This is a genomic window from Stenotrophomonas sp. UBA7606 (genome assembly GCF_002477705.1).
Lineage (GTDB): Bacteria > Pseudomonadota > Gammaproteobacteria > Xanthomonadales > Xanthomonadaceae > Stenotrophomonas.
The window spans coordinates 9577-21455 of record NZ_DLJW01000047.1 but is presented as its reverse complement, the minus strand read 5'-3'; the positions used below and the strand labels follow the sequence as shown (position 1 = coordinate 21455).

Annotated in this window: 9 protein-coding genes and 1 pseudogene; all 10 read left to right on the top strand. The window is 66.7% G+C overall.

Features of this window, described 5'->3' with window-relative positions:
• The first annotated feature begins 366 nt into the window (after window positions 1-366).
• A pseudogene (locus B2527_RS06895) lies at window positions 367-2879 on the top strand (DNA internalization-related competence protein ComEC/Rec2).
• Complete coding sequence (locus B2527_RS06890; protein WP_293706818.1) at window positions 2773-3438, top strand: MotA/TolQ/ExbB proton channel family protein; 666 nt, start codon at window positions 2773-2775, stop codon at window positions 3436-3438. The pseudogene B2527_RS06895 and the gene B2527_RS06890 overlap by 107 nt, the downstream one beginning before the upstream one ends.
• 6 nt (window positions 3439-3444) lie before the next feature.
• Window positions 3445-3867 (top strand): ExbD/TolR family protein, encoded by a 423-nt coding sequence (locus tag B2527_RS06885; RefSeq protein WP_293706817.1) that lies wholly within the window; start codon window positions 3445-3447, stop codon window positions 3865-3867.
• Complete coding sequence (gene msbA, locus B2527_RS06880; RefSeq protein ID WP_293706815.1) at window positions 3864-5609, top strand: lipid A export permease/ATP-binding protein MsbA; 1746 nt, start codon at window positions 3864-3866, stop codon at window positions 5607-5609. The genes B2527_RS06885 and msbA overlap by 4 nt, the downstream gene beginning before the upstream one ends.
• On the top strand, window positions 5606-6628 hold the full coding sequence (gene lpxK / locus B2527_RS06875; protein ID WP_293706813.1) for a tetraacyldisaccharide 4'-kinase: 1023 nt from the start codon (window positions 5606-5608) through the stop codon (window positions 6626-6628). The genes msbA and lpxK overlap by 4 nt, the downstream gene beginning before the upstream one ends.
• A gap of 67 nt (window positions 6629-6695) precedes the next feature.
• Window positions 6696-7460 (top strand): 3-deoxy-manno-octulosonate cytidylyltransferase, encoded by a 765-nt coding sequence (kdsB, locus tag B2527_RS06870; protein WP_293706823.1) that lies wholly within the window; start codon window positions 6696-6698, stop codon window positions 7458-7460.
• Window positions 7457-7945, top strand: coding sequence for a low molecular weight protein-tyrosine-phosphatase (locus tag B2527_RS06865; protein ID WP_293706812.1), 489 nt, complete (start codon window positions 7457-7459; stop codon window positions 7943-7945). The genes kdsB and B2527_RS06865 overlap by 4 nt, the downstream gene beginning before the upstream one ends.
• Window positions 7942-9351, top strand: coding sequence for a hypothetical protein (locus tag B2527_RS06860; protein ID WP_293706810.1), 1410 nt, complete (start codon window positions 7942-7944; stop codon window positions 9349-9351). Before B2527_RS06865 ends, B2527_RS06860 begins: the two co-directional genes overlap by 4 nt.
• Window positions 9348-11195: an excinuclease ABC subunit UvrC gene (gene uvrC / locus B2527_RS06855; protein WP_293706808.1), complete on the top strand. Its 1848-nt coding sequence runs from the start codon at window positions 9348-9350 to the stop codon at window positions 11193-11195. Before B2527_RS06860 ends, uvrC begins: the two co-directional genes overlap by 4 nt.
• 7 nt (window positions 11196-11202) lie before the next feature.
• The gene (gene pgsA, locus B2527_RS06850; protein ID WP_293706807.1) at window positions 11203-11817 is read left to right on the top strand and encodes a CDP-diacylglycerol--glycerol-3-phosphate 3-phosphatidyltransferase; all 615 of its coding nucleotides are present in this window, start codon (window positions 11203-11205) and stop codon (window positions 11815-11817) included.
• Window positions 11818-11879: the final 62 nt, after the last annotated feature.

Genomic DNA, 11879 nt, shown 5'->3' with positions numbered 1-11879 from the left:
CGGGAGAGGGGTAGGGGTGAGGGCGCTTTAGCCCTCAAGTCCCAATCGCGTCAAAGCACGTCTCCCTCCCGATAGCCGGCAGCCTCGCTTTCCCCTCTCCCGCCTGCGGGAGAGGGGTAGGGGTGAGGGCGCTTTAGCCCTCAAGTCCCAGCCGCGTCAACGCACGTCCCCCTCCCGGCAGCCGCCAGCCTCGCTTTCCCCTCTCCCGCCTGCGGGAGAGGGGCAGGGGTGAGGGCGCTTTTGCCCCCAAGTCCCAGCCGCGTCAACCAATACCCGACATTCCCCGACTTCAAACCCCAACATTCGACGATGGGTGGGCCCCTTGCGCTGGGCTGACGATGGCATGTCAGCCGCTTCAGGATGCATATGGCCAGATTCCGCTGCGGCAGAGTGTGTCTGCCTCCGCCACAAGCCCGCTTCGGCAAGGCTGTGGCGTCAGGGCTGTTGGCCGGCATCTGCGCCACGGTATGGGCGCCTGTCCTGTTGCCAGCCTGGGTGAGCGCCTGCGCGCTGCTGTTGGGAGCGGTGGGCTGGGCCTGCCATCCCCGCTTGCGCGCGCCTGCGGCCATGCTGCTGGGTGCTGGCTGGGCGGGCGTGCACCTGCTGTGGACGCTGTCCGCACAACTGCCTGCGGCATTGGAGTCGCGTGAACATACTGTCACCGGTGTGGTGGTCAACCTTCCGCAGCACGAGTTGCGACGTACCCGTTTCCAGTTCCGCGTAGACAGCCGCCCACACCTGCCGGCTGCGCTGCACGGGCGTGTAGTGCAGGTCAGCTGGTATGACGCTTTCGCTGCCACGGTGCCGGGGCCGCGCCTGCAGCTGCGTGCCGGTGAGCAGTGGCAACTGACGGTGCGGCTGCGTGCACCGCGTGGGCTGATCAATCCCGGTGGTTTTGATGCCGAGCGGCATGCGCTCGCCCAGCGGATCGTGGCCTCGGCCATGGTGCGTGACTCAGTGGCACCGCGCCGGCTGCGCGTCGGTACGGGCGTGGAGGCTTGGCGCGAGCGTATGTCGGCGCGGATCCATCGCGACGTGGCTTCGCCATCGGCGCGCTATGTGCAGGCGCTGGCGCTTGGGGATACGCGTGGCCTGCAGGAGCAGGACTGGCAGGTGCTGCGGGCCACTGGCCTGACCCACTTGATCGCCATCTCCGGTTTCCATGTCGGCATGGTGGCAGTGGTCGTGGCCTGGATGGTGGCATTGCTATGGTGGGTATTGCCGCGCTGGGGGCGAGGGTGGCCGCGACCGCAGGCGATGGCAGTGGGTGCGTTGGTGGGGGCGACGGTGTACGCCGCCGTGGCCGGCTTCGGCCTGCCTACGGTGCGGACCGTATTGATGGTGGCGGTGGTGGTGTTGGCCCGGCTTGGGCGGCGGCCGGTGGGGGTGCTGGATTGCCTGGCGCAGGCCGCGTTGTTGGTGCTGCTGGTTGAGCCGCTGGCGGTGCTGGCGTCTGGCTTCTGGTTGAGTTTTGCCGGGGTGGGCTGGTTGGCCTGGTGCCTGCCGGAGCGTGGCCATTGGTTGCCCGGTTTTCTCTCCGCACAGCGGGTCGCAACCTTGGGCTTGCTGCCGTTCACGGTGGTGCTGTTCGGCCAGGCATCGCTGGTGGGGCCATTGGCCAATATTGTCGCCATTCCCTGCTGGAGTCTGGTGGTGGTGCCCTTGGCCATCCTTGGCACCGCATTGGAGGCGCTGCACGCAGGTGCCGGCGGCTGGGCATGGACGGCGGCGGCGTGGAGCTTCGACCTGCTGTGGCCCCTGTTCGATACCTTGGGTGGCAGTGAGCTGGCGATGTGGTGGTTGCCTGAACCGGCGTGGTTTGCCCTGCCGCTTGGCCTGCTGGGGGCGCTGTGGCTGCTGTTGCCAGCCGGTGTGCCCGGCAAGGGCTTGGCGCTGCTGTTGTGGCTGCCCTTGCTATGGCCGTGGCAGGAGGCGCCACGCAGGGGCGAGTTCGAGCTGGTAATGCTGGATGTCGGGCAGGGGCTTTCGGTGTTGCTGCGAACCCGCGAGCACGCGTTGCTGTACGACGCCGGCCCGGCCGTGCGCGATGGCTTTGACGCGGGTGAACGGGTGGTGGTGCCGGCATTGCGTGCCTTGGGGGTGCGGCGTTTGCAGCGGATGGTGCTCAGTCATGCCGACCACGATCACGCTGGCGGTGCGGCGGCGCTGCGTGCCGTACTTCCACCACAGCTCAGTCTGGCCCCCCCGGCTGCACCGCTTGATCAGGTGCACGCCTGCAACACCGGACAGGCTTGGCAATGGGATGGCGTGCGGTTCGAGTTCCTGCATCCCGGCCCTGGGTTCCCCTATTTGCGCAATGAGTCCAGTTGCGTGCTGCGGGTGAGCGGGGCATACGGCAGCGCCCTGTTGCCGGGCGATATCGGTGAGGTGATCGAACGGGGGCTGTTGAAACGGATGCCAGCCAAGCTGCGGGCCGATGTCGTGGTGGTCGCACACCACGGTAGCGGAGGCTCATCCAGCCCCGCGTTCGTGCGTGCAACGGCGGCACGGCTGGCGCTGGTGTCGGCCGGGCATGGCAATCGTTTTGGCCATCCGCGTGCGGAGGTGGTGCGTCGTTGGCAGCGCGCCGGGGCTGAAGTGCTGACCAGCGCACAGAGTGGGGCGGTAAGGGTATGGTTGGGCAAGGACGGCCTACAACTGCGTGAGCGCAGAATATGGCGTGCAAGGGTCTGGGATGCCGCTGAGCGGGCGCGGGTGGCTGCTATCCTATCGGCCATCGAACAGACGGCCGTCGAGCCGGAGGGTTGAAACGTGTGGGAACTGGTCAAGGCCGGCGGTTGGCCGATGGTGCCGTTGTTGCTGTTGGGTGTACTGGCCTTGGCGATAGTCCTGGAGCGTTTCTGGAGCCTGCGGCGTAATGAAGTGCTGCCGCCGGGGCTGGGGCAGGAAGTCCGCAACTGGGCGGCGCGTGGCAAGCTGGATGCCTCGCACATCGAATCGCTGCGCGCCAACTCGCCCTTGGGTGCGCTGCTGGCCGCGGCGCTGGAAGCGCGCAACCGCCCGCGCGAGCAGATCCGTGAACGCATCGAAGACACCGGTCGTCACCTGGTGCACCGTATGGGCCGCTTCCTTAATGCGCTGGGCACCATTGCCTCGGCAGGCCCGTTGCTGGGCCTGCTCGGCACCGTGGTGGGCATGATCCAGATGTTCCTGGGTATCCTCGATCACGGCGTCGGCGACGTGAACCAGCTCGCCGGTGGTATCGGCAAGGCACTGGTGTGCACCGCCACCGGCATGATTGTGGCGATTCCGGCATTGATGTTCCACCGCTACTTCCGTGGCCGCATCGACGGCTATGTGATCGAGATGGAACAGGAAGCCGGCGCACTGCTGGATTCGCTGGATGGCCGCCCGGCGGTAATGGCTGCCGCCAACAAGGGCCAGACAGCCGAACCACGCCGTACCGCCAAGGCCTGATCCACGATGCGTATCCGCGACAACCGCCAGCAGGACGAGCCGCATATCGATCTGGTACCCCTGATCGACGTGATCCTGGTGCTGATCATCTTCTTCGTGGTCACCACCACCTTCGATGCGCGCTCGACGCTGCAGATCCAGCTGCCGACCGCCAGCGACCAGAACAGCAGCGCGCCGCCGCGCTCGTTGAGTGTCCTGGTCAATGCCGATGGTCGCTATTTCATCAACGACCAGGAAGTGCTGCGCCCGGATATCGAGTCGCTGAAGCAGACCATCGCCCAGTTGGCCGGCCAGGACCGTGAACAGACCGTGCTGCTGCGCGCCGATGCCCGTACGCCCTACCAGGCCGTGGTCACCGCACAGGATGCCCTGGGTCAGTTGGGTTTCCGTCGCATTGCGATCGCCACTGCCCCGGAAGTGAAGCAATGAGCGATTCAGGTGCATGGCAGGTTTACAAGCGCCTGCTCGGCTTTGCCCTGCCTTACCGGGTGCTGCTGGGCCTGGCGGTGCTGGGCATGCTGGTGGAAGCCGGTGCCGGCAGTGGCTTCCTGTGGCTGATGAGCCCGATCACCAACAACCTGGTGAACCCGGAGGACATCAATCCGTGGATGCCGTTGGCGGTGATCGGCCTGTTCCTGCTGCGCGGCATCGCGGGCTACCTGACCGACATCGGCATGGGCAAATCGGCGCGCAGCATCGCCCGTGACCTGCGCGTCAAGGTGCTGGACAAATACATGCGCCTGCCGGGGCAGCGGTTCGATTCCGAGCCGGTGCCGTCGATGCTGGTGCGGCTGGGCTCCGACTGCGACCAGGTGGCACAGGCCGCGGTGGATGCCATGAAGGTGGTGCTGCAGCAGTCACTGCAAGCCTTGGGCGCCCTGCTGATGATGCTGTGGTACAGCTGGCAGGTGACCCTGGCCATTTTCGTGCTGGCACCGCCGCTGGCGTGGGTGATGAACAAGGTGGCCAAGCGTTACCGCAGCATCAGCCACCGTATCCAGGAAAGCGGGGCCGAGCTGCTGCAGGCCGCCGACCAGACCTTGTCCAGCCAGCAGGAGGTCAAGGTCTACGGCGCCCAGCCCACCGAGCTCGAGCGCTATACACGGCTGGCCAACACCAATCTGCGGTTGGCGATGAAGGTGGAATCCACCCGCAGCATTTCCTCCAGCATGGTGCAGCTGATTGGTGCCGTCGGCCTGGCGGCGCTGCTGTTGATTGCCGGCCACGAAGCCGCCGCAGGGCGGTTGACCGTGGGTGACTTTGTTGCGTTGCTGATGGCGATGCTGGCAATCATCCCGGCCCTGAAGCAACTGACCAATGTGCAGAACATGACCCAGCGCGGCATCGCCTCGGCGCAGCGTCTGTTCAGCGTGCTTGATGCCGAGGACGAGCCTGATCACGGCACGCGGCCGCTGCAGCGTGCCAATGGCCTGATCGAGTTCCGCAATGTCACTGCCCGTTATGCAGGCCAGGCCAAGCCGGCCTTGCAGGACGTCAGTTTCATTGCCAGGCCGGGTACGGTCACCGCGATCGTCGGTCGTTCCGGTAGCGGCAAGTCCACGCTGATCAAGCTCATTCCGCGTTTCTATGAGATCGAATCCGGGCAGATCCTGCTGGATGGGCATCCGCTGCAGGAGTACCCGCTGGCAGATCTGCGCCGACAGATTGCGCTGGTGGGCCAGCAGGTGACCCTGTTCAACGGCAGCGTCGCGCAGAACGTGGCCTATGGCGAACTGCAAGGACGCAGCCCGGAAGCGTTGCAGCACGCCATTGTCGGTGCCAATGCGGCGGAGTTCGTCGAGCAGATGCCGCGCGGCGTTGATGAGCCGGTGGGCGCCAAGGGCGGCAAGCTGTCCGGCGGCCAGCGCCAGCGCCTGGCCATTGCCCGCGCGATGTTGAAGGATGCCCCCATCCTGATCCTGGACGAAGCCACCGCAGCCCTGGACAACGAATCCGAGCGGCTGGTGCAGGACGCCCTGCAGAAGCTGATGCCTGACCGCACTACGTTGGTGATCGCGCACCGCCTGTCGACCATCGAGCATGCCGATCAGGTGCTGGTGATGGATCAGGGGCGCATTGTCGAACGCGGTACCCATCACGAGCTGCTGGCGCTGGGTGGTGTCTACGAACACCTGCACAGCATGCAGTTCCGCGAAAGGCAGGACGGATGAGCAAGCAGGGTCCGCAAACGCCGGCCTATTGGTACGGCGATGCCGCCGTGCCCTGGTTTGCACGGCTGCTGGCGCCGGCCTATGGCGCCGTGACCGGCCTGCGCCGCGGCCTGTACCGGCGTGGCTGGTTGCGGGCGCGGCAGGTGCCGGTGCCGGTGATCGTGGTGGGCAATATCACCGCCGGCGGTACCGGCAAGACGCCGCTGACCATCGAACTGGTCAACCGCCTGCGCGAGGCCGGCTGGAAGCCGGGCGTGGCCAGTCGCGGTTACGGCCGTGACGAGGCCGACACCCCGCGCTGGGTAACCCCCGAGCTGGCACCGGGCCTGGGCGGTGACGAGCCGGTGTTGATTGCCTGGAAGACCGGCGCGCCGGTGCGCGTGGACAAGGACCGGGTCGCGGCGGCCAAGGCGTTGCTGGCGGCCGGCTGTGACATCGTCATCTGCGACGACGGACTGCAGCATTACCGGCTGGCGCGCGATATCGAGATCGAGGTGGTGGACGCGGCACGGCGCTACGGCAATGGCCGGCTGATGCCGGCCGGCCCGCTGCGTGAGCCGGTGGCGCGGGCCAGGCTGTGCGACTTCCGTGTGGTCAATCTTGGCCAGGCCAGCGATGCCCCGGCGGAGACCGCCGGGACCGGATTCGGTGAGTGGGCGATGCGCCTGCGGATCGAAACCGCCACTCCGCTCGCGGGGGGAAGGGCCAAGCCCTTGCAGGCCTTTGCCGGGCAGCGGGTGCACGCGGTGGCCGGTATCGCCAACCCGCAGCGCTTCTTCCAGATGCTGCGCGCGCGCGGCATCGGCGTGGTGCCGCATGCGTTTGCCGATCATCATCGCTACCAGGCCGGGGATCTGTCCTTCGGCAGCCAGTTGCCGGTACTGATGACCGAAAAGGACGCCGTCAAATGCCAGGGTTTTGCCACCGACTGGCATTACGCGGTGCCTTTGCAGGCCGAGCTGCCGGCGGCATTCTGGGTGGCGCTGCTGGACCGCCTGGGCAAGCTGGCGCGCGCTTGATCCACCCCGTTGGCGGGTGAAGACTTGTTGGCCGCAGCGGCGGCTGTGAGGAGTTGAAATGACTGATATCCCGGATTTCGTGGTGGCCATCCCGGCCCGCTATGCCTCCACCCGCCTGCCCGGCAAGCCGTTGGCGCTGATTGCCGGCGAACCGATGGTGTTGCATGTGGCGCGGCGGGCATTGCAGGCAGGCGCGCGCGAAGTGTGGGTGGCCACCGACGACGCCCGTATTGCCGCCGCGGTGTCAGGGTTGGAGGGCATCCATGTGGCGATGACCGATCCGGCGCATGCCTCCGGCACCGATCGCTTGGCCGAGTGCGCGCGACAGGCGGGTTGGTCGGACGATGTGATCGTGGTCAACCTGCAGGGCGATGAGCCGTTTGCACCGGCGGAGGGCATCCAGGCGGTGGCGGCCACGCTGGCCAGCAGTGGTGCGCCGATGTCGACCCTGGCGACGCCGGTGGAAAATGCGCCCACGTTGTTTGATCCCAATGTGGTCAAGCTGGTGCGCAACGTGCATGGCGATGCCATGTATTTCAGCCGCGCGCCCATCGCTTGGCACCGCGACGCTTTTGCCCGTAGCCGCGACAGCCTGCCGCCGGGACAGTGGCTGCGCCACATCGGTATCTATGGGTACCGCGCCGGCTTCCTGCAGCAGTTCGCCGCCATGCCGCCGGGCAACCTCGAGCAGGTGGAGGCGCTGGAGCAGCTGCGTGTGCTGGAGGCCGGGCACCGCATCGCCGTGGCCTTGTCGCCGGCGCCGTTCCCGCCGGGCATCGATACCCCGGAGGATCTGCAGCGGGCCGACGCACGCATGCGGGGCGGCCAATGAAGCTGCTGGTGGTGTGCCTGGGCAATATCTGCCGCTCGCCGATGGGCGAAGGCGCCTTGCGTGCGCGCATTGCCCAGGCACGGCTGGACAACTGGGTGTCGGTGGATTCGGCCGGCACTTCCGGCTGGCACGCCGGGGATCCGCCCGACCGCCGCGCAGTCGCCTGCGCCCGCCGCCATGGGGTGGATATCAGCGGGCTGCGCGGGCGGCAGCTGCAACCCGCGGACTTCCACGATTTCGACCATATCCTCTGTGCCGACCGGTCCAACCTGGACAACGCACGGGCGTTGGCTCCGGCCGGGCTGCAGGAGCGTGCGGTGCTGTGGTTGCCCTGGGCCGGGGTGGAGGGGGCTGCGGCCATTCCCGATCCGTACTATGGTCAGGACAGTGACTTCGAGCAGAGCTGGTCATTGGTGGATGCGGCTGCTCGCGGTACGGTGCAACGTCTTACGCGCAACCACGAGTCCGGCATAATCCAACCATGAATGAAAAGCGCGCAGTGGATCTGCCCAAGTCCGGTATCTGGCTCAACGCCGCACCTGCCACCTTGCAGGAGCTGCGCGGCCGCCCGGTAGTGCTTGCCTTCGTCAATGGCGCTTCGGTCTGGTCAATGCAACGCGTGGCGGAAGTGGCGCGCTGGCAGGCGCGCAACCCGGGGCGGCTGCAGTTGCTGGTGGTGCAGGTGCCGCGTTTCGAGTTCGAGCGCGAGCCACAACAGTCGTTGAAGCTGCTGCGCAGGCACGGCGTGAGCGCCCCCATCGTGCTGGATGCGCATTGGGACACCTGGCGCCAGTTCGAAGTGCAATCCTGGCCGACCTTGGTGCTGCTGGACGCCTATGGCCAGGAGCGTGAGCGGCTGGTGGGGGCCGGTGCCGAGCTGGACCGCGCCTTGAACAGCCTGTGTGAAGGCGTGCCGCGCCCGCTGGAAGATGACGACGCCCGCGAGATCAACGCCGAGCCGCGGCTGCCACTGCTGTTCCCTGCAGGGCTGGTGGCTACGGCCGAGCGACTTTACGTGGCCGATACCGGTCACCACCGGATTCTTGAGTGCAACCACGCCGGCCGCATCCTGCGCCAGTTTGGCCTGGGCTCGGCCGATCTGATCAATGGTGGTCTGGGCGAAGCGGCATTCAACCGCCCGCAGGGCCTGGCCCTGGTGCGCGATGTGCTGTACGTGGCCGATACCGGCAACCACGCACTGCGACGCATCAACCTGACCAGTGGCCAGGTGGACACCTTGTGTGGCAATGGTCGCGTTGGTGCGCCCAGCGCCGGCGTGCTGGCGCAGCCGTGGGACAGCGCGCTGAACCATCCGGTTGGCGTGGCCGTGGCCGACAACCAGATCTATGTCGCGATGGCCGGTGACAACCACATCTGGAGCTATGACCTCGGTGCCAAGGAGCTGCGTTGGCGCGCCGGGGCAGGCCCGGTCGAGGTGCGCGACGGCAGTGGCCACCTGGCCGCGTTTGCCCAGCCGTGCAGCGTGTTGGCGGTGCAGCACACCTTGTACATCGCTGACGCATTGGGTTCGGCCATCCGCTCGGTGCAGCTGCGCAATGATCTGGTGCAGACCCTGGTGGGGCAGGGGCCGTGGGAGTCGGGCAACGTCGATGGCCCGCGCCTGCGTGCACGCCTGCAGTATCCGCAGGCGCTGGCGATGGGGCCGGACTCCCCCTTGCTGTGGATTGCCGATGCCGGCAATGGCTCGCTGCGTACCTTGCGGCTGGGCGGCGGTGATCTGTCCACGGTCAACCTGCCGCGGCGTCTGCACGGGCCGGCCGCGTTGGCGGTGGCTGCTGGCGCGATCTGGATCGCCGAAGCGGACGCCCATGCCGTGCTGCGGTTCGACCCGCTCAGTGGCGAATTGAGCGAAGTGCCGATAGACGGATGACCGACGCTGCAACCAATGCGTTTGATGGCAAGGCTTTCGCCGCCGCGCTGAGTACCGCGCCCGGTGTGTACCGGATGTATGCCGCCGACGACACCCTGCTGTATGTCGGCAAGGCCGGCGCGCTGCGCAAGCGCGTGGGCAGCTATTTCAATGGTTCGCCCAAGAGCCGGCGGATCATGATGATGCTGTCGCAGGTGGCGCGCATGGACGTCACCATCACCCGCACCGAAGCCGAAGCACTGCTGCTGGAAAACCAGCTTATCAAGTCGCTGACGCCGCGTTACAACGTCTCCCTGCGCGACGACAAGACCTACCCGCAGGTGCTGATGACCCGCGAACAGTGGCCACGCATTGCGCTGCACCGTGGTCCGCGCTCGGTACCAGGCCGCTATTACGGCCCGTATCCAGGGGTGGGCGCGGTGCGCGAGACGCTCAACCTCATGCACAAGCTGTTCAAGCTGCGCAGCTGCGAGGACAGCGTGTTCCGCAACCGTACGCGGCCGTGCCTGCAGTACCAGATCGGCCGCTGCAGCGCGCCATGCGTGGAGCTGGTGGCACAGGCCGATTATGACGAATCGGTGCGCCAGGCAACGCTGTTCCTCGAAGGCAAGAGCGACCAGTTGGCGGCCGAGCTGATGGACAGCATGCAGCAGGCCAGCGATGCGTTGGAGTTCGAGCGCGCAGCGCGCCTGCGTGACCTGGTGGCGTCATTGCGCAGCATGCAGAACCGCCAGTACGTGGATGGCCGTGCCGCCGATCTGGATGTGCTGGCCTGCGCCATGCAGGGCGCCAGTGCCTGCGTGCTGTTGCTGGCTTTCCGTGATGGCCGCAACCTGGGCACGCGCGCGTTTTTCCCGCGTACCAATGGTGAGGACAGTGCCGAGGAAGTGCTGGCTGCGTTTGTGTCCCAGTACTACGTGGAGCATGGGCCACCGGCGGAAATCCTGCTGGACCGCGAGATCCCCGATGCGGCACTGATCGAGGCCGCGCTCAGCGCCTCGGCCGAGCGCAAGGTGGTGTTGAAGTGGAACGTGCGTGGCGAGCGCGCCGGTTACGTGGAGCTGGCCAGCCGCAATGCGCAGGTCACCCTGGTGGCGGAGATGGACAGCCGCGGCGCGCAGCATGCGCGCAGCGAGGCGCTGCGCGAGATGCTTGGGCTGGCCGAGCCGGTCAAGCGCGTGGAGTGCTTCGACATCAGCCACACCATGGGTGAGGCGACCGTGGCCTCCTGCGTGGTCTTTGATGCCGCCGGCCCGGTGCGCGCCCAGTACCGCCGTTACAACATCAGCGGCATCGAGCCCGGCGATGACTATGCGGCCATGCGCCAGGCCATCGATCGCCGCTTCCGGCGCGCGGTGGAGGAGGGCGGGGTATTGCCCGATGTGCTGCTGATCGACGGCGGTGCCGGCCAGCTGGCGCAGGCGCAGGCAGCACTGGCCGATCTGGGCGTGGAAGGGGTGATGCTGGTTGGCGTAGCCAAGGGTGTGGAGCGGCGTGCCGGCCATGAAGCACTGGTGATGCCGGACGGCCGTGAACTGCGTCCGGGCGCCGCCTCGCCGGCCCTGCAGTTCATCCAGCAGGTGCGTGACGAAGCCCACCGCTTTGCGATCACCGGCCACCGCGGGCGCCGACAGAAGGCGCGCATGACCAGCAAGCTGGAGGACATCCCCGGCATCGGGCCGCGCCGGCGCGCCAGCCTGCTCAAGCATTTTGGTGGCATGGCCGGGCTCAAGGCGGCGGGCGAGGCTGAGATTGCCCGCGTGGAGGGCATCAACGACGCCCTGGCCGCGCGTATCTACGCTAACCTTCACGGTCTGTCGGTGCCCGATCCGGCAGCGGAGTAATGCTGTAATGAAACTGACCATCCCCACCTGGCTGACCCTGCTGCGGATCCTGATGATCCCGGTGCTGGTGCTGGTGTTCTATCTGCCGTATGCCTGGACCAACTTCGCCTCGGCGGCGATTTTCGGCCTGGCGGCGATCACCGATTGGCTGGATGGTTGGGTTGCACGGCGTTACGAACAGCATTCGGCGTTCGGTGCGTTCCTGGACCCGGTGGCGGACAAGCTGATGGTGGCGGTGGCACTGTTTCTGATCGTGCAGGGCCACCCGACACCGTGGATGGCGTTCTGGGCGGCAGTCATCGTCGGGCGCGAGATCGCGGTATCGGCATTGCGCGAATGGATGGCCGAGATCGGCCAGCGCGCCAAGGTGCGGGTCGCCATGATCGGCAAGGTGAAGACCACCGCGCAGATGGTCGCGCTGTTGTGCCTGCTGTACTCGGTTTCGCCCAATACCCCGTTCACCACGATCTGGATGGGCGAGCCGGTTTTCCATATTGGTGACTGGATGCTGGCCATTGCCGCGCTGCTCACCCTGGTATCGGCGGCGCAGTACCTGCGTGCGGCGTGGCCGAGCCTGCGCGAGGACGAAAAAGCCGCGCGTAGCGGAGCTGCCAAAAAATAAACAGGCTGTTGACACTGGGGCGAATGCATGTAGAATTTCGCCTCCCAAGCGGGAATAGCTCA

Coding starts and splice junctions, on each gene's coding strand:
- B2527_RS06885 (WP_293706817.1), top strand. CDS start 3,445: ATGCGTATCCGCGACAACCGCCAGCAGGACGAGCCGCATATCGATCTG.
- msbA (WP_293706815.1), top strand. CDS start 3,864: ATGAGCGATTCAGGTGCATGGCAGGTTTACAAGCGCCTGCTCGGCTTT.
- lpxK (WP_293706813.1), top strand. CDS start 5,606: ATGAGCAAGCAGGGTCCGCAAACGCCGGCCTATTGGTACGGCGATGCC.
- B2527_RS06865 (WP_293706812.1), top strand. CDS start 7,457: ATGAAGCTGCTGGTGGTGTGCCTGGGCAATATCTGCCGCTCGCCGATG.
- B2527_RS06860 (WP_293706810.1), top strand. CDS start 7,942: ATGAATGAAAAGCGCGCAGTGGATCTGCCCAAGTCCGGTATCTGGCTC.
- uvrC (WP_293706808.1), top strand. CDS start 9,348: ATGACCGACGCTGCAACCAATGCGTTTGATGGCAAGGCTTTCGCCGCC.
- pgsA (WP_293706807.1), top strand. CDS start 11,203: ATGAAACTGACCATCCCCACCTGGCTGACCCTGCTGCGGATCCTGATG.